Source organism: Paenibacillus sp. MBLB1832 (assembly GCF_032271945.1).
In the GTDB taxonomy this organism is placed as follows: domain Bacteria; phylum Bacillota; class Bacilli; order Paenibacillales; family NBRC-103111; genus Paenibacillus_E; species Paenibacillus_E roseopurpureus.
On record NZ_CP130319.1, the window covers coordinates 111,292 to 135,724 of the forward strand.

Here is a 24,433-nt window from a genome sequence, read left to right on the forward strand (position 1 = left end):
CTATGCTACAATATGGGGTAGACTAATTTAACATTTTGGATTTATTAAAGGAGCTCGTTTCATGTGCAACCAGACGCTATAGATCGTGTCATAAAAAACGCCATTAACGTCATGGAAAGCAGCAAGTATCAGCTGTTTGAAATCGCCGAAGCTTCACGCTTAGAGAAGGAGACGCTTGCGCGGGAGCTTGAAGAGATTAAGCATGAAACGAGGGTTACGATTGATCTTGTCGATACGCTAGAAAGAGATTACAAGAGGTCGAGAATTCGGCTCACGGAAGTAAGCCGGGATTTCAACAAGTATCGTGAAGAAGATATTAAAATCGCGTATGAAGCTGCAATTGCTTTTCAATTACAGCTTACCATCGCGCGGGAAAAAGAAAATAATTTGAAGAACCGCCGCAACGATCTGCAGGTCCGGATGAAGAATGTGGACAAGCAGGTAGAACGTGCAGAGACGATTGTCTCGCAGATGAATGTTGCCTTGGAATACTTATCGGGGGATCTGAATCAGGTAACGCGTATTATTGAATCGGCTAAGAACCGACAATTGCTGGGATTGAAAATTATTTTGGCCCAGGAAGAAGAGCGGAAACGTATCGCCCGAGAAATCCATGACGGCATGGCGCAAACCTTAGCTAATGTCGTGTTGCGAACAGAAATCGCACAAAGGATGCTCGTAAAAGAGGATATTTCGGCTGTGAAAGACGAATTAGTTGATTTAAAGGGACAAGTCAGAGGCGGACTTGAGGAAGTTCGTAAGATCATCTTCAACCTCCGTCCAATGGCGCTCGATGATCTGGGCATTGTACCTACGCTGCGGAAATACGTGCAGGACTTCGAAGATAAATATCGAATCCATACACAATTCAACTTGGTTGGGAAGGAGACTCGCATACCCTCAGGGCTTGAAATTGCTATTTTCCGACTCGTACAAGAAGCTTTATCGAATGTGTACAAGCATGCCAAAGCGACCTTTGTGTCAGTTGAGCTCACGTTAGAACCAGATCAAGTACAAATCTATGTTGTAGACAACGGTGTTGGCTTTGATGTTCCATTGACAGAGATTCGAATCGCCAAGGGCAATAATTTTGGCTTACTGGGAATGCGAGAGCGTGTAGAACTGCTAGAAGGTTCCATGGTTTTGGAATCCGAGAAAGACTCAGGTACTAAAATTACAATGCTCATTCCGATCGGCGGCGTTGGAGAGAACAAGGAGGATAATCAGAATGGACAACACGGCGAGTCATAATCGCAATGTACAGATTGTCATTGCAGACGATCATCAGCTTTTTCGTGAAGGTGTTAAACGAATCATTAATATGGAAGATGATATGGAAGTGATCGGCGAGTGTGGAGATGGCATTCAAGTTATTGAATTGTGCAATCAAATCACGCCGGACATTGTGCTCATGGATATTAATATGCCACTTGAGAATGGTGTCGTGGCTACCGAGCGGCTTAAGCTAATCTTCCCAGATATTAAAGTGATCATACTATCTCTTCATGATGATGAGAGTTATGTGTTTGAGACGCTCCGCAAAGGAGCTTCAGGGTATTTGCTGAAGGATATGGAAGCGGAGTCCTTGATTAATGCGATTCGTTCTGTCGTTGCGGGGCATGCTTACATTCATCCGAAGGTAACAGGCAAGCTGATCAATCAACTGAGACGGATGACGTATCTGGATGATGTTGGTGTCGTTGGAACAGGCCAAACCGTGAAGGATTCAGGTCTGAAATACATACATAATGCGAACAGCCCGCTGACCAAAAGGGAAGCCGAAGTGCTTCGTCTAATGGCCGAAGGCAAGAGCAATAAGCTGATTGGCGAGTTCCTCTATATCAGTGAGAAGACAGTTAAGAACCATGTGAGCAGTATTCTGCAAAAAATGGAAGTAGATGATCGTACACAGGCTGTTATTATCGCGATCAAAAATGGCTGGGTAACGCTCTAGCATAAGCTTTTCCACAGTTCAAATGCCATGCTGATTGGAACCCCCCTTTGCTCTGCCGCATACACTGCAGGTAAGGGAGGGACCCGCAATGTGGATTGGAATGCTCTGTATTTTCGGCTGCTACGGCGCGAGCATCATTATCATGCATCTCTTATTGGGCGCCCGTAAAGGGAGTAAGAAGCCGACAACGATAGTTCTCGTTACCAAAAATAATCAAAGTCAAATTGAGTGGGTTATTCGCTCTTTATTTTTCTTCTCGAAAGTGAAGGGCTCTCAGGTGACCGCCACTGTTTTTGATGAAGGCTCATCGGATGATACCCAAGAAATCGTGGAACGTTTATCTCAGACGTATGCAGTAGAGCTGCGTGTACAGTTTGAGTATGATGCCATTGATCGTTTTCTGAGTCAGCACGAGGATGATCCGGTTGTGATCGTTCATTTAAGCAATCGGGAAGAGGCAGTGAAGATTCCTGTTTTATAAAAAAGAGAGTGCGGTGAAGAATGAAGGTTCAGCTCTATGCTGCCCGCATAAACGATGTGTGGTCATGGCAGCTCACACTACACGCCCCAACAGATTGTCAATATTGGTTCGAGCAATACGCAGCCGACGCCGGCCTCGTAGTGTTCGAACCTTTTGTTTCTTTGGGGCAAGGACAACGAATGGTTGAGATATTGAAGAGTGCCGTGATCCAGGTCGAGGCCGATTGTATGGTGAAGGTGAGGCAGGCGGCTGAGGATATTGGCCTGCCTAGTAAGGAAGCCATGACAGCGCAGGTGGTTGGCTATAGACAATGGTGCAGCGGGCAATATCCGAAGGTGCAATTGCGCAGTCGGGTGTATGGCGATCTGGTGGAGATGTGCCAGGGGCGTGCGCTTTTGCTAGAAGAGCTAGAGCAACTAGTAGAAACTAGCAATGAATTGGCCGATCTCCGGGCGAATTGGCCAGCCTACTTGCAATTAGCGCATCTGCACGGAGATGTCACGATTACGAATGGATTGCTGCTGCAAGAGCGAAGGGAGTGGCGACGACTCTTTAAGAAAGTAGCAGGCTACAGCTGTAAGCGCTGTGGAAGCGGATCTGAGCGAATGTACATGTCCGACTGTGTGCATTGCGGACAAGCGTGCCCGTACTGCGAAGAATGCTTGACCATGGGGAGAGTTCGCTCATGCTCGCTGCTGGTGCTTGGGGGCTCGCGTGGCATCGCGAGCGGTAGAGTTGGAGTAGGCGACCTGAGCGCCTACATTGAGCCCTGGGGGCTTAGCGACGCGCAAGCGCATGCCTCTGGTGAGGGACTCCGCTATCTCCATGAGATGGAGAGTAGCTCTTGTAGTGCGGGCCCACGTGAGTTCCTCATATGGGCCGTTACAGGTGCCGGGAAGACTGAGATGATCTTCCCGTTCATTCACTACACGGCCGCCCGTGGGGGCCGTGTCCTAATTGCGACACCACGCAAGGACGTGGTGTTGGAGCTTCAGCCCCGCATCCAGCGGGCGTTCGCAGCGTACAGCGTGGTGACGCTGTACGGTGGGAGCGCGCAGCGCTGGGAGCAGGGGCAGATCACGATCGCAACAACGCACCAGTTGTTGCGGTTTCATCAAGCTTTTGACCTCGTCATCATCGATGAAATCGATGCCTATCCCTACCATAACAACCCCATGCTGATCTATGCAGCCGCGAAAGTGTGCAAGCCCAGCGGGACAACGATCTTGTTGTCCGCAACGCCTCCAAGGGCCGTCCGGCAAGCCGCCGAACGCGGTAAGCTGCCGCATGTGCGCGTGCCGGTGCGCTATCATAAACATCCACTGCCAGTCCCTCAGTTGATAACTACCCCGATGTTACGAAAATCCATTGCTTCACAATCCATTCCACAATCGATTGTATCCCGTTTAGAAGTTTCCATTGCCCGTGGCGCACAGGTATTTGTTTTTGTCCCGAATATTGGGCTCGTAGAGCCGATGGTGGGGCTGTTAAGAAAGAAGTTGCTTGGCGGCAAGGCCGCTGTCCGCGTAGAGGGAACTTCCTCTAAGGACGCATCGCGCACGGAGAAGGTTCAGTTTTTCCGTGATCGAGACATCCGTGTACTCGTCACGACGACCATTCTTGAACGAGGGGTTACGGTGCCCCAGTCCGATGTTTTCATTTTGGATGCGGACTCGAAGTTATTTGATGAAGCAGCTCTCGTCCAGATGGCGGGGCGTGCAGGCAGATCGAAGGATGACCCGTATGGGAAGGTGTATTTTGCCGCTGCGGAAGTGACGAAATCACAGAAAGAAGCAGTTCGACAGATCCGAACGATGAATCGAATTGCGCGTAAGCGAGGATTTTTGCAAGGAGGAGAGAAATGATCGGATGGTGGAGGGGAGTTAGTCGTGCGTTATTTTCGCTGCTAGGGCCTAAGAGAGAAGTCTGTTTATTATGTAAACAAATGAGCAGTCTGGAACTGGGTGAGCTTGGGCTCTGCCACTCTTGCTACACAAGTATTCCGTGGATTCGCAAGGTTATTTGTCCAACCTGCGGACGAAGCGAGTTCTGTCCAGATTGTCGACGTATGCCGCACACGCATTTTGCTAGAAATCGAAGTGCAGTGAGATATGATGAAACGATGAAAGAGCTTCTGGCCAGGTACAAATATCGTGGGGACGAACGGTTGAAGGCCGTGCTCGGTCATATGCTGGTGCATGCTTTTCAGCTATTGCAGGGGGAGAGAAAGGTTGTGGGTGCTGAGCAAGTAAGAGAGTTTATCACTTACGTGCCTGTGAGTGAGCGACGTATGCAGGAGCGGGGGTTCAATCAGGCGGAGCAAATGGCGGTAGAGCTTGGTCGGCGTGTTGGAGTTCCTGTGGTTAGCTTGCTGCGTCGTGCTAAGCACACGGATAAACAAAGCTTCAAAAAGCGGAATGAGCGGATTGACGATCTTGCACATGTGTTTGAAGTGAATGCGGCTGGCCAGCTTGAGTTAAGCAGTCAGGGAGCAACGATCCTCCTCTACATCGTGGACGATGTATATACGACGGGGAGTACGATGAATCAGTGCGCGTTGACGATTAAAGACATTTTGTCAGTAAATGTCGAAATAGTTGGACTCACGTGGGCTAGGTGAGCGTATAGTGGTCCTATTTTCAAAAAAATAGGGATAGGCAAAAGCTGTCGAATTGCGGTAAACTGGAATTAATAAAGTGGTTATTGGGAATACTACATAAGGAGGGCCAAACAATGGGTATGAATGTAGCCAATTGTCCGCGATGCGGGAAAATTTTTGTGAGGGGCTTCGTAGAACTTTGTCCAAATTGTATCAAGGAGCAAGAGCTGCAATATGAGAGATGTCTCAAGTATCTGCGTGAGAATCGTGGGGTTAATATACAGGAGTTAAGCGAGGCAACAGAGGTACCGGTAAAGCAAATTACGAAGTTCGTTCGTGAGGGCCGAATCTCCATAATGAATGCACCGAACATGTCTTATCCATGTGAAGTGTGCGGGACGCTCATTCGTGAGAATACGATCTGCGAATTGTGCCGTCAGAAGCTGATGAAGGATGTTAAGAACTCAGCGGAAGATGGTCGTCGGGAAGAAGAGCGGAGACAGCAGGAAGGCAAGGTAAGTTTTAATATAAAAGATAGATTGCGGGATCGCCATTAATTTAGAATTCGACCTGGTGTGATATAAAGTTTCATAGCGAAGATGCCGATAATACATCTAACGATTATCGGCTTTTTATATTTATAGTTAGAAGAGCATAGGAGTGTATCGGTATGAAAATTAATGATAATGGGCGCATTGGCGCGGTAAATCCCTATAAGAAATCAGGAGATGCCACTTTTACGCAAGCTCCAGGTAAGAAGGGGAAAGCAAAGGATCAGGTTGAAATCTCTGCCCAAGCGAAGGAATTGTTAGGTGCGCAAGGAATTCGAACGGAAGAGCATAGCACGCGCATTGAACAATTGAAATCCTCTGTCGCTTCAGGGACCTACCATGTCGATGCAGGCAAAATTGCAGAGAAACTGCTGCCTTACTTGAAATAATGAGCCTATCACGAAAAAGCAGGTGACAATCATGTCCATACAGCCATTATTGGTAACAATGAACACACTGCAAGAAGCGCATGAAGCACTGCTTGAACTGGCCAAATCGAAAACACAGGTTCTAATTAATAATCAAGTTGATGAGCTCAATGCGGTTGTGAATCGCGAGAACAAGTGGATTCGAGCAATCTCAGATGCGAATCAGCAGCGGATTCAAATTATTAGTTCTTACCTCATTTCACGAGGATACAATCCGAACCCCAAAATAACCGTTAGCGATTTAATTAAAGTTATTTTTAAGGCGGAAGAAAAACAAGCACTAAGGGAAGCGCAGGAGAAGCTGCTTGCTACCATAGAGGAATTGAAATCAAGTAATGTTATTAACCAGCAATTAATTGAGCAGTCATTAGCTTTTGTGGATTATTCGATAGATTTAATTTTCGGACCACCAGAGGATGATGTAGTCTATAAGAATCCCAATCAGAACAAAGGCATGAGCCGTCAAGGATTGTTTGACCGAAAAGGCTAGGTATTACTGTTAGAAAATTCAAGTAGGGGCATAGGAGAGAGAACGGATGAGATCAACTTTTGGCGGAATTGAAATATCCAAACGGGGAATTTTGACACAACAAGCAGCTCTAACTACGTCTGGACATAACGTTGCAAATGCGAATACGCCTGGTTTCTCACGTCAGGTTGTAAAAATGGTTGCAGCTGAACCTATAGAGTATCCAGGCTTACAGCGTTCGACGATCCCTGGTCAAATGGGTCAAGGTGTCTTGTTCACTGAAGTGAGCCGTATTCGTGAGACCTTTCTGGATAAGCAATTTGCCAACGAGAATAAAAGCCTTGGCGAGTGGACTGTCCGTCAGGACACATTGGAAAAGCTTGAGGCGATTGTTAACGAACCCTCGGATACAGGTCTTCGTCAGGTATTGGATAATTTCTGGAATGCTTGGCAAGAGCTAAGTAAGCAGCCGGATAACTTGGAAACAAGGGCTGTTGTGAAGGAAAGTGCCTTAGCGGTGACAGATGCGTTTAATCATGCAGCCAAGCAACTTAATGACCTTACGTCCGATATTAATGATAATATTTCAGTGAAAGTCACACAAGTAAATTCGACACTTAAACAAATCGCCAATTTAAATAGCGAGATTTACAGGGTAGAAGGCCTCGGTAATAATGCCAATGATCTTCGAGATCAACGGGATTTACTTATCGACCAACTATCCAAAGTCGTAAATGTAACCGTTCAGGAGGAACCTAATGGTTATCATGTTAGAATGGGTAATCAAGATCTGGTTGTCGGAGATACGCCAACAGATTTTACCACTGATATGGCAACAGCAGCCTATCCTACGGATTTGAATAGCGGAGAACTGTACGGCCTTCTGTACTCCAATGCAGCCTATGTAACAGGTTATAAGAATCAACTAAATTCAATGGTCTCGACAATTGTGACTGCAGTGAATGACACGCATAAACAGGGCTATACGTTACAAAATCCCGCAACCAAAGGCGGAGAGTTCTTCTCCCCTGTCACAGATTTTTCTAATGCAGCACTAACAATGAAAGTAAGTAGTAATATTACGGATAATGTTGAGAATATTGCCGCATCTTTACGGGTTGATCCTGCCACAAACAAAGTCATCAAAGGGAACAACGAATTGGCTCTTAAGATCGCTAATATTAAAAACGAGAAGTATAATTTTGATGGCTCTGGCGTTCAAAAAATTATCCTCAATGGAGGCACATTTGACGAATTTCTTCGAGCGGTTGTATCGGAAATCGGGGTCCAAACACAAGAAGCACAACGTCAAGCATCGAATCAAAAGATTCTTGTGGACCAGGTTGACGCCAGACGTCAATCCGTAAGCGGTGTTTCTTTGGACGAGGAAATGGCCGATATGATTAAATACCAGCATGCTTATAATGCGGCTGCACGTTCATTAACTACTTTCGACGAAATGCTGGATAAAGTTATAAACTCGATGGGTGTTGTAGGTAGATAACCCACCAGACGAAACTAATAGGTTGAGGTGAAATGTAATGCCACTTCGTGTCACTCAAGGCATGCTAAATACACAATTACTGCGAAATTTAAATGGCAATATGACCCGGATGGATAAGCTGCAGAATCAACTTTCTACAGGTCGGAGAATTAATAAGCCTTCCGATGATCCTGTAGGAATAAGCTTTTCGATGCGTTATCGAAGTGAGCTCGGTACGAATGATCAATACCAAAGGAACGTGGATGCCGCGGTTTCCTTTTTGGATTACACCGACACAATGCTTGATCAGACAGGGCAAGTATTGCAAAGAGCCCGGGAGCTAGCTGTACAGGCGGCTAACGGTACAAATTCGGCTGAATCGCTAGATGCAATGAAAACTGAAGTCAATCAATTATATGAGCAACTAACAAACATCGGAAATAGTCAATTTAACGGTAAATATGTGTTTAATGGACAGAAGACCGATGAGAAGCCTTTTCCTGACCCGGACGATGCAGCTAATTCGATTACAGATAGCGGTGAGATCAAGTTTGAAATAGGCGCCGGCGTACAAATTGCGATGAATAAGACAGCAACACAAATATTTGGTCCATCTGGGGCAAAGAATAATGCATTTCAGATTCTAAAAGATCTATCCGCTGTGTTGAAGCCTGGAGGTAGTACCACGATTCAAAATGCAATTGGGCTCATGGATGAGAGAATGAGCATGCTGCTTGGGGCACGATCTGATGTCGGCGCTAAGACGAACCGGATTCAACTGGCAGAGGATCGCCTCAAAGACATTAATATTAACTTGCAAAGCTTGCAATCCAAAACAGAGGATGCGGATATGTCACTCGTCATAACCAATTTGAAGATGGAAGAGAACGTGTATCAGGCTTCCTTGTCAGCAGGAACCAAGGTAATTGTGCCTAGTCTTGTTGATTTCTTACACTAAAAGTAGTTGGAGGGAGTTAACTTGACGATCATCCCACAGTTACAGATTCATCAGCAACCAGCACTCATTGGGATTGATGCGGATCTTGGCACGCTTGAAATGAAGCAACCCAGGCCAACCTATGAGATGCAGGTTGATCGGCCTAAGCAAGAAATACGTCAACCTCGTGGAGAACTCGAAATTGATCAAAGCCGAGCTTGGGATGCTTTGGGAGAAGGCCCTATTCTAGAAGCCATGAATCGCATATATTCGCAATGCAAGAATGTGGCTCTCCAAGGAATCGCCCGCATTGTTGAGAATGGCAACCGAATGGCGGCAATTCATGAGCCTGGCAACGCCATTGCAGAAATTGCTCATCAGCTCGTCTTTGATCATCAGGAGTTTGATTATTATGGCGAGGCCTCCTATGATAATGTCGATATTACTTATATGGCTCATAAACCTGAAATCACTGTTACTGAGGGTAAAGTGAACGTAAATACACATGTCAATCCGCCTGAAGTTGATTACAATCGTGGAAAGCTCGATATTTACATGAGACAATATCCTAGCATCGAGATCACTCCACCGCAAATTGATTTCAAAACATAAAGCGTTATAATCAAGCTATAGATTGCTTCTATAGCTTTTTTTATGAGCAGAACAACCTTTAAGGAGAGATAGGATTCATGATGGTTCATACATTATTTTTTGGCGAGCTACAGGTGGAGGACGCTAACGTCATTACGTTTGCGCAGGGCATTCCGGGGTTTGAAGACCTGACAACATTTACGCTGGTCCAACCTGATAACAGTGTTCCGTTTTCATACATGCAGTCTATTCAGGATGGAGAACTTGCATTTCTAGTTACAGACCCTTTTCTCTTTTTTAAGGACTATGACTTCAGCCTCCCCGATGCAGCACTTCAAGAGCTCAAGATTGCACAAAGAGAAGATGTGCAGGTTTGGTCGGTCGTAACCGTAAATGACGATTATTCCAAGATTACAGTCAACCTATTGGCACCGATTATTTTGAACCTTACATCGAAATTAGCTAAACAAATCATCTTGCATGATTCGGGTTACCATGTAAAGCATGAGCTAATCTTGAGTGAGCTTGATGAATCGACACATGTGAAGGGGTGAGGAGCATGCTTGTATTAGCAAGGAAAAAAGGCGAATCTATTATGCTCGGGGATCAAATTGAGGTCGTCATTCTCGGCACAGAGGGAGATACAGTCCGTGTTGGAATCAAAGCTCCCAAGCAAGTGGAGGTTTATCGCAAGGAGATCTATCAACAGATTGAGGAGTCGAATAAAGAGGCATTTACTCATAAGGTCAGTCCTATGAATTTGAACAAGTTAATGAATAAGTCTAAATAAATGATAAATGTCGGCAAAAGTCGGCATTTTTTTATTATTGCTATAAACTTTCAGAATGGTCCTACCGATATACAAATTAACGGCAATAAGTAGGGCGGCCGACCTACTAAACGCCTAATTAACATCCACATGGACGTGGATGAACCGAACCTTCAGGAGGAAGAACACGATGAGAATTAATCACAACCTCGCGGCAGCGAACACGCACCGCCAATTAACGAGCAACACAGCAGCAGCAAGCAAATCACTTGAGAAATTGTCTTCCGGTCTTCGTATCAACCGTGCCGGCGATGACGCTGCAGGTCTTGCAATCTCCGAGAAAATGAGAGCGCAAATCCGCGGTCTTGATATGGCTTCCAAAAATGCTCAAGATGGTATCTCCTTGATCCAAACAGCTGAGGGTGCGCTTAACGAAACTCACTCGATCCTTCAGCGTATGCGCGAGCTGGCTGACCAATCCGCAAACGGAACAAACACAACTGAAGATCGCAAAAACATTCAAGATGAAGTAAACCAATTGAAATCCGAGATCGACCGTATTGGTAACACAACTGAGTTCAATACTCAGAAATTGCTAAACGGCGCTTTAAACGGTGCTGCTGGCGACTCTTCAGTTAACGTAAGCAGCGCAGCAGTATTCAAAGGAACAAAAGGTAATTTGACTGGTGTTAGCGTATCAGCTGTGGATGCTTCCACTGGTAACGTCAAATACGATCAAACAGACGCGCTAATCGTTGATGGCAAGAAAATTGATGTCGCTTGGAATAAATATTTGAGCGCTGATGATAAAGCAGTTCTGGAACATGATTGGTCTGGTACTAACATGACTTCTACAGAAAGTCATAAGGTTCGTGACATTCTGGAAAAAGTCATCAACCAAGCAATTGACGATTCCGGAACAGGCGCTGGGCATGTTAATATTACAGATGCAACTGCAGGTACATTTAAAATTGAAAGCAGCACAAAAGGTACGGCTTCCAAAGTTGAATTGTACCTTGGAGACGCTAGTGCTTCTACAAATGCTAAATTGTCTGACGGTGTAACTGATGCGGCTGGTTCTAAGTCTGTATTTGATACATTCCTGGGAGCAACTGCAGAACTAGTAGGTGCTGCAACTCAAACAGATGGCGACTGGCAGACAGTTAACGCTACAACCGCTGCTCAAACATTTACTATGACTTATAACGGTCAACAAATGCAAGTAACAATGTCTGCTGTTGCAGCGGGTTCAAGCTTGGATACATTAGCTACAGCGTTCCAAACACGTATGAATGCAGAAATCACAACATGGAATACAAATGCAGGTAAGTCCCAAGGAGACGAAGGCTTCCTTGAAGATATCATTGTAAAAACAACATCTGATGGTCGTCTGACTTTCCAAGCTCCAAGTGGTGATCTGCAGCTATCCGAAGAAGAGAACCAAACCGTTCTGGATGACCAAGGCTTGAGCAATGCTTCACGTGAAGCTGCTGGTGCTGGTGCGATTTCTTTCCAAATTGGTGCTAATAAAGGACAAACGATCGCTCTGGGTATTTCCGATATGAGGGCTTCCGCTCTAGGTATTTCCGGAGTTGACGTATCTTCTGCTTCCGGTGCGGCTGCAGCCATCACTTCTTTGGACAAAGCTATTACGAGCGTTTCTTCTGAGCGTTCCAAAATGGGTGCTGTGCAAAACCGTCTGGAGCACACAATCAACAACTTGCAAACTTCTTCCGAGAACTTGACAGCTGCTGAATCCCGTATTCGTGACGTGGATATGGCGAAAGAAATGATGGACTTTACTAAGAACAACATCCTTTCCCAAGCTGCACAAGCAATGTTGGCACAAGCGAACCAACAGCCACAAGGCGTTCTGCAATTGCTTCGTTAATTTATTGCTACAAAAGAGACTTTGGCTCGTCCAAAGTCTCTTTTTTTATTGCAAAATCGACAAAATAACTATAATACAAAACGTGCCTTCAGCCGATATATGTAATATACATATTTCGGTTGGAGGTTCTTGTTATGAGCGTCAATTTTCCTGTTGGTGGAATAGGAGCCTCTTCTGGGGCAGAACTACCTGCTGTGGAGCCTACTGTAAAGTCAAAGAGCATAGAAGATGCAGGAGTAAATGCTGCGTCACTTGTGTCTCCCTACATCACGAACACGCATGAGCTTAGAGTTGCAGAAATTCAGGGAGAGAAAGTAACGGTTAGTGATGAGCAGCTCGTTAAAGCGATCGAAAATGCCATTAAAGCCATGCAGGGTAGAACGACATCACTAGAGTTCTCTGTTCACCAAAAAACTAAGCTAATCTCCGTCAAGGTCGTAGATACAAATACAGGAGAAACGATACGGGAAATTCCACCAGAAAAAAGCTTGGATTTTGTTGCTAAGCTGTGGGAAATGGCAGGAATTATTATTGATGAACGGAGATAAACTTATCCGTTATGTTGAATGAGGAGGTCACAGGCAATGGTAACTCGATTAAACGGCTTTTCGGGTTCGGGAATCGATATTGATGATACGGTTAGTAAGTTAATGAAGGCTGCGAGAATGCCACAGAATAAATTAAAGCAGAATAAGCAGACGCTGGAATGGCAGCGTGATGATTACCGTGCTATGAACTCTAAAATCATGGAATTTCGGAACATAGCATTTAATATGAAATTACAGTCAGCCTACCAAACGAAGAAGTCATCCTCATCGGATGATAGTATAGTTTCTGCTACATCATCTTCCAATGCTGCCGAGGGGATTTATACACTGAAAGTGAACAAGCTTGCGTCTGGAGCTAAGGTGACCTCGGATGTATTAGCTCTTGCAACGAGTAATTCTTCGACACTAGAAGACTTAGGATTATCCAGCTCTTCGACACTGACCGTTGGCGGTCAAAAAGGGACGATTACCTTAAATGTCGAGAAGGCAGATACGATTGCTAGTTTAGTTTCACGAATAAATAGTAAAACGAGTGTTACTGGTGTTGGTGTTAACTATGATAGCACGATGAAGCGATTGTTTTTCGTATCGTCAGGTACGGGGCAGTCTGCTGAGGTTAATTTGCAAATGGAATCCTCTAATGGTACTACCAATCTGCTGAAGGATGTACTGGGTATTTCTTCTGCAGCAATCTCGGGTACTACAGGACAAACCTACAAGGGAACGAATACATTTAGCGCTGGGACGACTACGATCGTAGATAGTACTATTACCTCGGCGCAAACACTGCGTGTAAGCGCAGGGGGGAAAACAGTCGATGTGACCGTAAGCAGCTCAAGTGCAATCGGAAATGTCATCGATGCAATTAACAGCTCTGATGTTGGGAAGCTTGGCATATCTGCCTATATAACAAGTGATAACAAGCTTGCTTTCTTTGCTCCAGGGGGAGAAGCGATTACTTTATCAGATCAAACTGCAGATGGAACGGATATTACGACTAATTTTGCTTTAAGTGCACCGACGTCAACGAGTTATTCCCAGCTTGGTGTAAAGGGTACTCAAGCCGATGTTGAGTTTAATGGTGTTTCCGCCAAATATGACTCCAATACATTTTCCATTAATGGCATGACGTTTACGGCAAAGAAAGAGCAAGCACCGACTGATTCAGCAGTTAGTATTACAACGACACGAGATGTCGATGGCGTGTACAATTCGATTAAGACACTTGTTGATAAATACAATGAATTGATTACGACGGTTAATACCAAAGTTTCTGAGAAGAAGTACAAGGATTTCTCTCCTTTAACAGATGAACAGCGAGAAGGAATGAAAGATGATCAAATTAAAGCTTGGGAAGAGAAAGCGAAGAGCGGCTTACTGCGCAATGATGATTTGCTTTCAAGCGGCTTAACAAACTTTAGGACTTCTTTTTCCGCTATAGTAACCGGATTACCGACAGGAGATTATAAAACCCTATCAGAAATTGGCATCTCAACAAGCCTGATTGCCGGAAATTCTATTTCAGGTAGTTACTCGGAAAACGGTAAAATTTATATTAACGATGCAAAGCTTAAAGCAGCAATCGCGGAAAACCCTGATGAAGTCATGGCGCTTTTTATTACAAATGATGGAGATAAAGATTCGGATGCAGGTGACGGCTTAGCGACGAAATTATATGATAAAGCCACACGGTTAATTTCTAACCTTACAAAAAAGGCCGGGGCTACTTCAAGTGTCGATTCTAATTATTTAATCGGCAAATCGATTAATTCGATTAACACTAATATTGATAAGCTAACAGCTAAGCTGGATGCGCTCGAAACCCGATATTATAATCAATTTACAGCAATGGAAAAGTATATTACACAAATGCAGGCGCAGAGTGCACAGCTTAGTCAGCAAATGGGCGGCTAATTCAATAGGACTACATATTTAGGGGGAACATCTATGAGTTATCCGCAGCGGAATAAATACTTGGAGTCTTCCGTTCAGACTGCGACTCCAGCACAGTTGTTAATTATGCTTTGTGATGGTGGCATTCGGTTTTGCAGAATGGGCATCGAGGCATTAAAGGCTAGTAACTTCCAAGAAGCCAATACGAACCTAGTAAAGGTGCAAGATATCATTAGCGAATTCTCGATTACGCTTGATCGTTCCATTCCAATAGCAAATGATCTGCTCAAGCTGTATGAATATTTTACACGCCGTCTTGTTGAAGCGAATATGAAGAAAGAGGTAGAGCCAGCAGAAGAGGTATTGGGTTATCTGATGCAGTTAAAGGAAACATGGATGCAAGCTGCAAAGCTTGCGCAATCAACGGTATCGCCAGTAGCATCCGGTGTCAGCCATGGATGATTTACTCGTTCAATTAGAAATACATACGCAGCAGGGGCTATCCGCACTTTCCAATATGGACACTGAACAAATTTCCGAATATATGGAACGACGGAGTCAGATCATGAAATTACTGCTGCATGCTTCACCTACGCTACAACAGAAGAGGGAATACAAGAATCGGGTCAAAATGGTTTTAAGTCATGATACGATTTTTATCCGTAAATTAGAGCAGTTAAGGGATGAAGCTAGCCTTCAGATTTCGAAGATAGAGACTGGAAAGACGCAACGCATGTCATACGACAAAGCTTACACAGGAGAAAGCTACTTTTTTGATCTCAAGAAATAACGCAATAATAGAGACATAACAACAAGAATAGCCGCATTTAACCCAAATGAAAAGGCAAGTCATGGGAAACCATGATACGCAAAGCCAAGGGCCTGAACCTCGTTCTAAGTATGAGGATGGCAGCCGGTTGCCACAAGGAGTCATAGCGGTAAAACTATGAACCTTGCAAAGGTTCTTTTTTATTGCGCATAAAATACTATACCGTTGAAAGGCTGGTCAAAACGATGTCGAACAGAATGCATAGTAGATTGTCAGCAATAATGTCATTTCTTTTTCTATTGCAATTACTTTTCCCTGCAGCAAGCGTATTTGCAACAAGCAGTTCCATTTTGCCACCTAGTAATGTTACCTATCAGGCTCTGAGCGCTGATGATATTAAACTAAGCTGGGACCCTGTGTTTGGTGCGAATGGGTATAAGATCTATGAAATTACAGATGGCCAGCTTCTACTGACTGGCACAGTAACCAATGCTACATATACGAAAAATAATCTAGCCGAAGGTTCTTATCGGTATGTCGTATCTACCTTAAGTGCTGAAGGGGAATCCGGTCCAAGCGCCCCGATCACCGTCACCATTGACTACCCAGACATGTTGCCACCATCGACGCTAAACGCTTCGATTCAAAATGGTAACGATATCGTAATTAGCTGGGGTTCTGCTCAAAATGCTCAATCTTATAATCTTTATAAGATTGATGTGAATGGAGTAGCGACGTTATTAAAATCCGGGATAGATAGGACGTTTACGATAACCCGGGCACCCGAAGGTACCTATAAATTTGCTGTAACATCTGTACATACAGTATACGGTGAATCAGCCCAATCGACGATTAAACAGATTGATCTGGTATACCCAATAATGACTGCACCCAATAATTTCACTGCTTCAGTAACCAACCTCACTGATGTGAATTTAAGCTGGGATCCAGTATCGAATGCAATGAGTTATAAGATCTACCAAATCACTGACGGTAATCCAGTTCTTAAGAGTACGGTCAGTGGAACAACTGTAAAATATAGCAATGTACTGGCAGGAGATTATAGCTATGAAGTTCACTCCTACAGTGATCGCTTCGGAGAATCGTCCACAGGCAGCAGCGTTAGCATAACGGTTGGTGTTGTAACGATGCTTCCACCAAGCAATTTTGCACATAAGATTCAAAATGGCAATGATATTATTCTAACTTGGACATCAGCAGCTAATGCAAATTCTTACAAAATCTATCAAATTATTGATGGACAACGGGTTTTAAAGAGTACAGTAACAGGGACAACCGTTACTTATTCAAATATGCCAGCAGGCAACTATACCTATGAAATTCATTCCGTATCTACCCGATTTGGGGAATCGGCAGATGGCAGTCAAGATTCATTTACACTAGATCCTATAGCCATAGTGAGCCCAAGTAGCCTTTCTTATCAGCTTCAAAACATTAATGACATTATCTTAACATGGGATAGTGCTGTTTATGCGGATAGCTATAATGTCTATCAAGTTATTGATGGAGTGCCTGTTCTAAAAAGCACAGTTACAGGAACGACGGTAACCTTCACCAAGATGCCTGGCGGTGATTACAGTTATATTGTGAAATCTATATCCAGCCGTTTTGGTGAATCCACTGAAGGCAGCACGATTTCATTTCATCTCGAAAGTGTAACGATGTTCTCACCTAGCAATGTTACTTATCAGCTTCAGAATGGTAATGACATTGTTTTATCTTGGCCGTCTGCTGCCAATGCAAACAGCTATAAAGTCTACCAAATTGTAAATGGACAGCGAGTTTTAAAGAGTTCGATACCGGGTAAAACAGTAACCTACACCAATATGCCAGTTGGTGACTACTCCTATGAGGTTCATTCCTTTTCAACTAGATTTGGTGAGTCTGCAGACGGCAGTCAAGTATCCTTTACGTTAAGTCCAATATCTATGCAGCCGCCTGGTAATCTAACATATACGATTCAAAATCTTAACGATATCGTTTTATCATGGGATTCTGCTAATTTAGCAGATAGTTATAAGGTGTATCAAATCGTAGACGGAACTCGTGTTTTAAATAGTACGGTGACAGACAAAACTGTAACTTTTACTAGGTTGCCTGCAGGGAATTACACCTATGAGGTTCACGCTGTATCTAGTCGATTTGGTGAATCGGTCGAAGGCAGTCAGCTATCCGTAACTCTGGAGGCAGTCATCATGAATGCACCAGCCAACTTTTCATATACAATAAACGATGTCAACACGGTTGTATTAAAGTGGGATGCTGCGCCGAATGCGACAGGTTATAAAGTTTACCAGATTAGCGGTGGACAAGAGGTTCTGAAAAGTTCTTTAACAGGAACATCAGTTAGCTACAGTGATTTGCCCGCTGGTAGTTATCAATATAAGGTTTACGCAGTATCGAATCGTTTCGGAACTTCACCAATGGGTACATCTCTCACTTTGGAAGTAGTATTTCCAACGATGCAGCCACCAACCAATTTTACAAGTACGATCACGACTCCTTCTAGTGTTACACTTAGCTGGACAGCGGTAGATTACGCGACAAGCTATAAAGTGTACCAAATTGTTGGTGGTAATAAAGTCCTAAAAAGCACAGTGACTGGAACTTCTGTTTCGTATACAAGCTTACCACCAGGTGAGTATAGCTACGTGGTTCATTCGAGTTCAAGTCGCTTTGGGGACTCTGCCGAAGGCAGTCAGCTTTCATTGACTTTGGATGGTGTAACGATGCAGGCCCCAACAAACGTAACGTCCACGATAACAATCGTTACAGATGTTACGCTAAAGTGGACAGTAGCCACTAATGCTACAAAATATAAAATATATGAAGTGGTCGATGGCCAAAAAGTACTAAAAAACACAGTGTCCAGCGCAACTGCTTCGTTCACCGGATTATCAGCTGGTGACCATAATTTTATGATCCACTCGTTCTCGACACTCTACGGAGAGTCTGCAGAAGGGGCTGCAATTACCGTATCTATCGTATACCCAGTCATTACGCCTCCTAGTAATTTGGTTTATAAAATTCAAAAGGGCAATGATATCGTGCTAACTTGGGGTACGGCTTCTAATGCAGACAGCTATAATATCTATGAGCTTATTAATAACCAAAAGGTATTGCTTAAGTCAGGTTTGTTCTTAACGACAACACTAACGAATGTTGCCGAAGGTATGCATACCTATATCGTTCAAACGGTAAATAACCGATTTGGCGAATCACAAGAGGGAAGCTTAATTACAGTTCCATTGCAGTATCCAAATATGGAAGCACCAGGAAACTTAACAACTAGCCTGGCTAATGGTAATGATCTTACCTTGCAATGGAATACAGTACCTTATGCAACAGCTTACAAAGTATATCAAATCATTAATGGTCAGAAAGTGTTAAAAAGTACGGTTACAAATACGACTGTCACTTACCCGAACACAGCTGCAGGGGCGCTCATCTTTGAGGTTTATTCATACAGTGATCGATTCGGTGAATCAGCCGCAGGTAGTCAAGTATCACTCACTCTGGACTATCAAGAAATGCTAGCACCGGTAAACTTGATTTATAGCATTTCAAATGGTAATAATATTTCATTAAAGTGGGATGCTGTTTCCTATTCAACAAGTTATAAAGTTTACCAAGTTATCGATGGTCAAAAAGTATTAAAAAGAACCGTGACCGATCCAAACACATTGTTCAGCAACATGCCTGAAGGTCCATATACGTATGTGGTCCACTCATACAGTGATCGATTTGGTGAATCGAAAGTAGGCAGCCAGGTTGACTTTAATTTAATTTTCCCTGTAATGCAGTCCCCAATCAATCTGGTGCAGAGTATAACCAACTTCGTTGATATTAACCTAAGCTGGAAATCAAGCACTTATGCAAACTCTTATAATGTTTATCGGGTTATCGATAATCAGAAAGTGTTGTTAACAACAACGACGAGTACATCAACAATTCTTAACAATATGCCACAAGGTAATTATACAATTGAGGTTCACTCATATAGTAATCGCTTTGGTGAATCACCAGATGGCAGCAAAATTAATTTTGATCTGATATATCCGGTTATGCAGGCCCCTACTAATTTAACCTACAGCATTACTAAGGGTAATGATATTGTATTGAAATGGGATGCTGTAACTTATGCTGGTTCATACAAAATTTATAAGGTTCAAGACGGCCAAAAAACGCTCGTTAAATCTGTAACAGGAATAAGCGGAACGTTTATTAATATGCCTGAAGGCCCTTATCAATATGAGGTAAATTCCGTCAACGATACGTTTGGTGAATCGCCTAAATCGGCAGCCATTCAATTCAATCTCGTATGGCCTATTGTTCAACCACCAGTTTTGAAAGACACAGTTTATAATGCTAACAACGTAACATTAACCTGGAATGCAGTAACATGGGCAAATGAATACCGCGTGTATCACGTATTAGGTGAAACACGAGAACTCCTGTATAAAGGCACGGATTTAACGTATCCAATTTACAACTTGACTCAAGATGCTCATAGCTATGAAGTAACCGCGTTTAGCACTCGTTTTGGGGAATCTGCCGCTTCTAATCGAGTAACCGAGTCTATCGTTTATCCGACTATGCAGCCTCCAGTTGCAGCCTTGAATCTAGTAACTGCAACAAGTGCGCGGATAACATGGAATTTCATCACTTATGCAAATGGATATAACGTTTATGAAATTATTGATGGTAAACCGGTGCTCTTAATTAATAATCTAAACAACCTGTCTTATACGGTTTCAAACTTGTCGAATGCAGACCATAAATACTATGTCACTTCGTTGAGTAATTCATTTGGTGAATCGACACCTTCCAACACGGTTGTTGCTAAGTTGATCTTGGATACAGTACCTCCAGTTACAACAGCTCAGGCATCAACGGATTGGTCGAATCAGAGTCAACAGGTTAGCTTAACTGCTACGGATAATGATTCAGGTGTCTACAAAACGTATTACTCAATTGATGATCAAGTTTTTATAGAAGGTACTTCTATTCTTGTAGCGGATGATGGTACTCATAAAATTACCTTCTATTCGGTAGATAAAGCGGGCAATATAGAAACGGCTAAAAGTATTTGGGTAAAGGTTGATAAAACGAAGCCAGTCACTCGCTCTAATGCACCAACCGAATGGTCGAAGGAAGCTGTGGCAGTTAAGCTAATAGCGACCGACTCAGGTAGCGGTGTAGCAAAAACATTCTACGCTGTCAACGGAACTGACTTTGTCGAAGGGACATCTTTTGTAGTCGATAAAGAGGGAGTGAACCAAATCTCTTTCTACTCTGTAGATGCTGTAGGTAACGTAGAGTCGGCAAAAACGGCAGAAGTTAAGATTGATAGAAACAGCACCGATTACAAGCTCTGTTGCTCCAACTGAGTGGTCCGAGGCGAATGCTACCGTTAAACTCACAGCAACAGATACTGGCAGCGGAGTGGCACATACATTCTACAGTCTAGACGGGACGAATTATGTAGAAGGAACGACTATTGATGTAAACAAAAATGGTGCAAACCATATCTACTTCTACTCGGTGGATAAAGCGGGTAACGTAGAAGCTGTACAAACAATTGAAGTAAAAATGGACAAAACACCGCCAGTCACTCGCTCTAATGCACCTGCCGAATGGTCCAAGGAAAATGTGACTGTAGAGCTAACAGCGACAGATGTAGGAAGCGGCGTAGCACACACATATTATGCCGTTAATGGAGCAGACTTTGTGGAAGGCACATCCTTTTTGGTCGATAAAGAAGGAGTGAACCAAATCTCCTTCTACTCTGTAGATATCGCAGGAAATGTAGAGGAAGTCAAATCGGCAGCAGTCAAAATTGATAGAACACCACCAGTAACGGTGACTAACACGCCTTCGGAATGGTCGAAGGAAAGAGTGACTGTTGATTTATTAGCGACAGACACAGGAAGTGGCGTAGCACACACATACTATGCGGTGAATGGAGCAGACTTTACCGAAGGTACAACTCTCGTGGTTGACAAAGACGGAGTGAACCAAATTTCCTTCTACTCTGTGGATTTCGCGGGCAATGTAGAAGAACTCAAAACGAAAGAAGTCAAAATTGATAAAACACCACCAGTAACGGTTTCAAATGCGCCAACGAAATGGTCGAAGGAAGCTGTGAATGTTGAGTTAACAGCGACAGACATAGGAACCGGCGTAGCACACACATATTATGCCGTTAATGGAGCAGACTTTGTCGAAGGCACATCCTTTTTGGTCGATAAAGAAGGAGTGAACCAAATCTCCTTCTACTCTGTAGATATCGCAGGAAATGTAGAGGAAGTCAAATCGGCAGCAGTCAAAATTGATAGAACACCACCAGTAACGGTGACTAACACGCCTTCGGAATGGTCGAAGGAAAGAGTGACTGTTGATTTATTAGCGACAGACACAGGAAGTGGCGTAGCACACACATACTATGCGGTGAATGGAGCAGACTTTACCGAAGGTACAACTCTCGTGGTTGACAAAGACGGAGTGAACCAAATTTCCTTCTACTCTGTGGATTTCGCGGGCAATGTAGAAGAACTCAAAACGAAAGAAGTCAAAATTGATAAAACACCACCAGTAACGGTTTCAAATGCGCCAACGAAATGGTCGAAGGAAGCTGTGAATGTTGAGTTAACAGCGACAGACATAGGAAGCGGTGTAGCACACACATACTATGCGGTGAATGAAGCAGACTTCATCGAAGGGACATCCTTTGTGGTGGATAAAGAAGGAGTAAACCAAATCTCTTTCTACTCCGTTGATTTCGCAGGCAATGTAGAGGCAGTGAAAACGGCAGAAATCAAAATTGATAAAACACCACCAGTAACGATTTCAAATGCACCAACGGAATGGTCCAAGGATAAAGTAACTATTAAGCTAACAGCGACGGACACAGGAAGTGGTGTGGCAAAGACATTCTATGCCATTAACGGAGCAGACTATGTTGAAGGAACATCTTTCGTAGTAGATAAAGTGGGAATCAATAAAATTTCCTTCTACTCCGTAGATAAAGCGGGTAACAAAGAGGCTGTTCAAACTGCAGAAGTAAAGATTGATAACACAGCACCAGTTGTTACAATGGATTTAGGCAACGAGCATAAATTAGGAGCATCGCTACCGCTAATCTATCTTGCAAAAGATGAACAATCAGGTATTGCTTTCGAGAAAATGGTTGTGAAAGGCCCTGATCAAGCTGAATTGATTATGCCTAATGGTGCAAACCTCCAACTAGTAAACCCTGGAACCTACACAATCACTGTTACCGTGACTAACAAAGCTGGATTAAGTACAACCATTGAAAGAAAGTTTGTCGTTTATGTACCGGCAACAATCGAGGTTACGCCAAAGGTTATTAAAGGAAATAGCGGCGTATTTACGGTTCGTGTTGAAATGCCGAATGGTTATAAAGCTGGAACAAGCAGCCAAGGTTTCGATTTGAACACAGCTACAATTAATGGTGTAAAAGCACTCACAAGCAACAACGGATATTACAACCAAGCGAAGCAAGGACAGTTCAAATTTGAACGCTCCGATTTCAATTGGACAACCACTAGTGTTACCCTAGAGTTCCGTTGTTACATGGACGGATACCTGTTTATTGGTCAAAAAACAGTGGAAGTGCAAAAGTAGTGAGACCATAAAATGAGTTCAGAGTAAAATCTAAAAGCAATCTAAACACAGTTCACAGCTGGTTTGGATTGCTTTTTTTTCGATGATCAATAACCTCGATTAATCATGTGCACAACTCATCTAAAACGAACCCACTGCCGATAGAAGCCTCTACAACACCCTGTGGACAATGTGCATAAAGTTGTGAATAACTTTGTTAATAATGTGTAAAAAAGCCCGTCACGACAAGATTCTACAAAATCCGCACTTATCCACCACTTGTATATACGTGAATTTTCTAAATATTCATTTTATTAAAAGTTAGAAATTGACAGGACAAATAGATCGGTGGTATAGTCAAAAAGAAAGGGCTTACATTTTTTTACTGACTCATTTTATATTTTTTAAAACGAAAGGATTGTGTACGTTATGCAAGGTAAAGTGAAATGGTTTAACGCAGAAAAAGGATATGGTTTCATCGAGCGTGAAGATGGTGGGGATGTGTTCGTACATTTCTCAGCAATTCAATCCGAAGGTTTCAAAACGCTGGACGAAGGTCAAGCTGTTGAATTTGACATCGTTGAAGGCGCACGCGGACCTCAAGCGGCTAACGTTAGCAGACTATAATCATCGGGCACAGCCTGTGCCGATCGCATACACCTAGCAAGAGGCACCCTGGGAAATATTCTGGGGTGTTTTTTTGTATAAATTTTTAAGATCGGTATTTAAAGGAATTATGAAGATGAGGTGGAATGTAGTATAATGTAAGAAGGAAGGGAGATGTTTAACTATGGATATTAGCATTCGCGGAGAACACCTTGAAGTTACTGAAGCCCTCGGAGATTACGTCGAGAAGAAATTGAATCGACTTGAGAGGTACTTTGAAACTCCCCTTACATCAGATGTACAAGTAAAGCTAAGTGTGGTTAAAGGTCTTCAAGCCATTGAGGTAAGCATTCCCCTAACAGGCGTGCTGCTAAGAGCTGAGGAACGCAACAATGACATGTACGCATCCATTGATTTGGTTGTGGACAAACTGGAGCGCCAAATTCGCAAGCACAAAACGAAAACGAACCGTAAAATTCGCCAAGACGGCGGCAAGCGCGATCTATTCAAAGTGGAAGTGGCGGCAGCAGCGTCCTATGTGGATGAGGAAGAAGACTTCGAACTCGTTCGCAACAAGCGCTTCGATCTGAAGCCGATGGATGTGGAGGAAGCAATCCTTCAAATGAATATGGTCGGTCACAACTTCTTCGTTTTCTCGAACATGGACACAGACACGGTGAACGTGGTGTACAGACGGGATGACGGCAAGTACGGTTTGATCGAACCAGCTATGTAGCCTCTACCAAATTACAAGCACTGTGAGCATATCATGACCAGGTCTAATCATAAATATTCCTATACAAAATGGTAAAATGAG

22 protein-coding genes and 1 riboswitch are annotated in these 24,433 nt (G+C 43.5%); all 22 genes read left to right on the forward strand.

What is annotated here, in order from left to right:
* The first annotated feature begins 63 nt into the window (after positions 1–63).
* Positions 64–1,251: a sensor histidine kinase gene (locus MJB10_RS00510; RefSeq protein WP_314800455.1), complete on the forward strand. Its 1,188-nt coding sequence runs from the start codon at positions 64–66 to the stop codon at positions 1,249–1,251.
* Complete coding sequence (locus tag MJB10_RS00515) at positions 1,229–1,954, forward strand: response regulator transcription factor (RefSeq protein ID WP_314800457.1); 726 nt, start codon at positions 1,229–1,231, stop codon at positions 1,952–1,954. The genes MJB10_RS00510 and MJB10_RS00515 overlap by 23 nt, the downstream gene beginning before the upstream one ends.
* 88 nt (positions 1,955–2,042) lie before the next feature.
* The gene (locus MJB10_RS00520; protein WP_314800458.1) at positions 2,043–2,435 is read left to right on the forward strand and encodes a hypothetical protein; all 393 of its coding nucleotides are present in this window, start codon (positions 2,043–2,045) and stop codon (positions 2,433–2,435) included.
* 20 nt (positions 2,436–2,455) lie between these two features.
* Positions 2,456–4,300, forward strand: a complete 1,845-nt coding sequence (locus MJB10_RS00525; RefSeq protein ID WP_314800460.1) for a DEAD/DEAH box helicase — start codon at positions 2,456–2,458, stop codon at positions 4,298–4,300.
* A complete protein-coding gene (locus MJB10_RS00530; protein WP_314800462.1) occupies positions 4,297–5,055 on the forward strand; it encodes a ComF family protein in 759 nt (252 codons plus the stop codon). The genes MJB10_RS00525 and MJB10_RS00530 overlap by 4 nt, the downstream gene beginning before the upstream one ends.
* A gap of 113 nt (positions 5,056–5,168) precedes the next feature.
* Positions 5,169–5,591, forward strand: coding sequence for a flagellar protein (locus MJB10_RS00535; protein WP_314800465.1), 423 nt, complete (start codon positions 5,169–5,171; stop codon positions 5,589–5,591).
* Between the two features lie 113 nt (positions 5,592–5,704).
* On the forward strand, positions 5,705–5,974 hold the full coding sequence (flgM, locus tag MJB10_RS00540; RefSeq protein ID WP_314800467.1) for a flagellar biosynthesis anti-sigma factor FlgM: 270 nt from the start codon (positions 5,705–5,707) through the stop codon (positions 5,972–5,974).
* 31 nt (positions 5,975–6,005) lie between these two features.
* On the forward strand, positions 6,006–6,503 hold the full coding sequence (locus tag MJB10_RS00545; RefSeq protein WP_314800469.1) for a flagellar protein FlgN: 498 nt from the start codon (positions 6,006–6,008) through the stop codon (positions 6,501–6,503).
* Between the two features lie 46 nt (positions 6,504–6,549).
* Complete coding sequence (gene flgK / locus MJB10_RS00550; protein WP_314800471.1) at positions 6,550–7,986, forward strand: flagellar hook-associated protein FlgK; 1,437 nt, start codon at positions 6,550–6,552, stop codon at positions 7,984–7,986.
* A gap of 37 nt (positions 7,987–8,023) precedes the next feature.
* Positions 8,024–8,923 carry a flagellar hook-associated protein FlgL gene (gene flgL / locus MJB10_RS00555; RefSeq protein ID WP_314800473.1) on the forward strand — a complete coding sequence of 300 codons (900 nt, stop codon included), beginning with the start codon at positions 8,024–8,026 and terminating at the stop codon, positions 8,921–8,923.
* Positions 8,924–8,944: 21 nt separating this feature from the next.
* A complete protein-coding gene (locus tag MJB10_RS00560; RefSeq protein WP_314800475.1) occupies positions 8,945–9,514 on the forward strand; it encodes a DUF6470 family protein in 570 nt (189 codons plus the stop codon).
* Positions 9,515–9,591: 77 nt separating this feature from the next.
* Positions 9,592–10,047: a flagellar assembly protein FliW gene (gene fliW / locus MJB10_RS00565; protein ID WP_314800477.1), complete on the forward strand. Its 456-nt coding sequence runs from the start codon at positions 9,592–9,594 to the stop codon at positions 10,045–10,047.
* 5 nt (positions 10,048–10,052) lie between these two features.
* Positions 10,053–10,283, forward strand: a complete 231-nt coding sequence (csrA, locus tag MJB10_RS00570; protein WP_314800479.1) for a carbon storage regulator CsrA — start codon at positions 10,053–10,055, stop codon at positions 10,281–10,283.
* A 169-nt stretch (positions 10,284–10,452) separates the two neighbouring features.
* The gene (locus MJB10_RS00575) at positions 10,453–12,153 is read left to right on the forward strand and encodes a flagellin N-terminal helical domain-containing protein (protein WP_314800481.1); all 1,701 of its coding nucleotides are present in this window, start codon (positions 10,453–10,455) and stop codon (positions 12,151–12,153) included.
* Positions 12,154–12,287: 134 nt separating this feature from the next.
* Entirely contained in the window at positions 12,288–12,701 is a 414-nt protein-coding gene (locus tag MJB10_RS00580; protein ID WP_314800483.1) for a flagellar protein FlaG, read from the forward strand.
* A gap of 36 nt (positions 12,702–12,737) precedes the next feature.
* On the forward strand, positions 12,738–14,615 hold the full coding sequence (gene fliD / locus MJB10_RS00585) for a flagellar filament capping protein FliD (protein WP_314800485.1): 1,878 nt from the start codon (positions 12,738–12,740) through the stop codon (positions 14,613–14,615).
* Between the two features lie 33 nt (positions 14,616–14,648).
* Positions 14,649–15,056, forward strand: a complete 408-nt coding sequence (fliS, locus tag MJB10_RS00590; RefSeq protein WP_314800486.1) for a flagellar export chaperone FliS — start codon at positions 14,649–14,651, stop codon at positions 15,054–15,056.
* On the forward strand, positions 15,049–15,384 hold the full coding sequence (locus MJB10_RS00595) for a hypothetical protein (protein WP_314800487.1): 336 nt from the start codon (positions 15,049–15,051) through the stop codon (positions 15,382–15,384). The genes fliS and MJB10_RS00595 overlap by 8 nt, the downstream gene beginning before the upstream one ends.
* A 43-nt stretch (positions 15,385–15,427) precedes the next feature.
* A riboswitch (cyclic di-GMP riboswitch) is annotated at positions 15,428–15,519 on the forward strand.
* A gap of 125 nt (positions 15,520–15,644) precedes the next feature.
* The gene (locus MJB10_RS00600) at positions 15,645–20,774 is read left to right on the forward strand and encodes an OmpL47-type beta-barrel domain-containing protein (RefSeq protein WP_314800490.1); all 5,130 of its coding nucleotides are present in this window, start codon (positions 15,645–15,647) and stop codon (positions 20,772–20,774) included.
* Complete coding sequence (locus MJB10_RS00605) at positions 20,731–23,031, forward strand: OmpL47-type beta-barrel domain-containing protein (RefSeq protein WP_314800491.1); 2,301 nt, start codon at positions 20,731–20,733, stop codon at positions 23,029–23,031. Before MJB10_RS00600 ends, MJB10_RS00605 begins: the two co-directional genes overlap by 44 nt.
* A gap of 408 nt (positions 23,032–23,439) precedes the next feature.
* Positions 23,440–23,637 (forward strand): cold shock domain-containing protein, encoded by a 198-nt coding sequence (locus tag MJB10_RS00610; protein WP_028556842.1) that lies wholly within the window; start codon positions 23,440–23,442, stop codon positions 23,635–23,637.
* A 163-nt stretch (positions 23,638–23,800) separates the two neighbouring features.
* Entirely contained in the window at positions 23,801–24,352 is a 552-nt protein-coding gene (hpf, locus tag MJB10_RS00615) for a ribosome hibernation-promoting factor, HPF/YfiA family (RefSeq protein WP_314800496.1), read from the forward strand.
* The last annotated feature ends 81 nt before the right edge of the window (positions 24,353–24,433 follow it).

What these genes read in the sequence shown, in the direction of transcription:
- MJB10_RS00515 (WP_314800457.1), top strand. Translation starts at nt 1,229, where the DNA reads ATGGACAACACGGCGAGTCATAATCGCAATGTACAGATTGTCATTGCA.
- MJB10_RS00520 (WP_314800458.1), top strand. Translation starts at nt 2,043, where the DNA reads ATGTGGATTGGAATGCTCTGTATTTTCGGCTGCTACGGCGCGAGCATC.
- MJB10_RS00525 (WP_314800460.1), top strand. Translation starts at nt 2,456, where the DNA reads ATGAAGGTTCAGCTCTATGCTGCCCGCATAAACGATGTGTGGTCATGG.
- MJB10_RS00530 (WP_314800462.1), top strand. Translation starts at nt 4,297, where the DNA reads ATGATCGGATGGTGGAGGGGAGTTAGTCGTGCGTTATTTTCGCTGCTA.
- MJB10_RS00535 (WP_314800465.1), top strand. Translation starts at nt 5,169, where the DNA reads ATGGGTATGAATGTAGCCAATTGTCCGCGATGCGGGAAAATTTTTGTG.
- flgM (WP_314800467.1), top strand. Translation starts at nt 5,705, where the DNA reads ATGAAAATTAATGATAATGGGCGCATTGGCGCGGTAAATCCCTATAAG.
- MJB10_RS00545 (WP_314800469.1), top strand. Translation starts at nt 6,006, where the DNA reads ATGTCCATACAGCCATTATTGGTAACAATGAACACACTGCAAGAAGCG.
- flgK (WP_314800471.1), top strand. Translation starts at nt 6,550, where the DNA reads ATGAGATCAACTTTTGGCGGAATTGAAATATCCAAACGGGGAATTTTG.
- flgL (WP_314800473.1), top strand. Translation starts at nt 8,024, where the DNA reads ATGCCACTTCGTGTCACTCAAGGCATGCTAAATACACAATTACTGCGA.
- fliW (WP_314800477.1), top strand. Translation starts at nt 9,592, where the DNA reads ATGATGGTTCATACATTATTTTTTGGCGAGCTACAGGTGGAGGACGCT.
- csrA (WP_314800479.1), top strand. Translation starts at nt 10,053, where the DNA reads ATGCTTGTATTAGCAAGGAAAAAAGGCGAATCTATTATGCTCGGGGAT.
- MJB10_RS00575 (WP_314800481.1), top strand. Translation starts at nt 10,453, where the DNA reads ATGAGAATTAATCACAACCTCGCGGCAGCGAACACGCACCGCCAATTA.
- MJB10_RS00580 (WP_314800483.1), top strand. Translation starts at nt 12,288, where the DNA reads ATGAGCGTCAATTTTCCTGTTGGTGGAATAGGAGCCTCTTCTGGGGCA.
- fliD (WP_314800485.1), top strand. Translation starts at nt 12,738, where the DNA reads ATGGTAACTCGATTAAACGGCTTTTCGGGTTCGGGAATCGATATTGAT.
- fliS (WP_314800486.1), top strand. Translation starts at nt 14,649, where the DNA reads ATGAGTTATCCGCAGCGGAATAAATACTTGGAGTCTTCCGTTCAGACT.
- MJB10_RS00595 (WP_314800487.1), top strand. Translation starts at nt 15,049, where the DNA reads ATGGATGATTTACTCGTTCAATTAGAAATACATACGCAGCAGGGGCTA.
- MJB10_RS00600 (WP_314800490.1), top strand. Translation starts at nt 15,645, where the DNA reads ATGTCATTTCTTTTTCTATTGCAATTACTTTTCCCTGCAGCAAGCGTA.
- MJB10_RS00610 (WP_028556842.1), top strand. Translation starts at nt 23,440, where the DNA reads ATGCAAGGTAAAGTGAAATGGTTTAACGCAGAAAAAGGATATGGTTTC.
- hpf (WP_314800496.1), top strand. Translation starts at nt 23,801, where the DNA reads ATGGATATTAGCATTCGCGGAGAACACCTTGAAGTTACTGAAGCCCTC.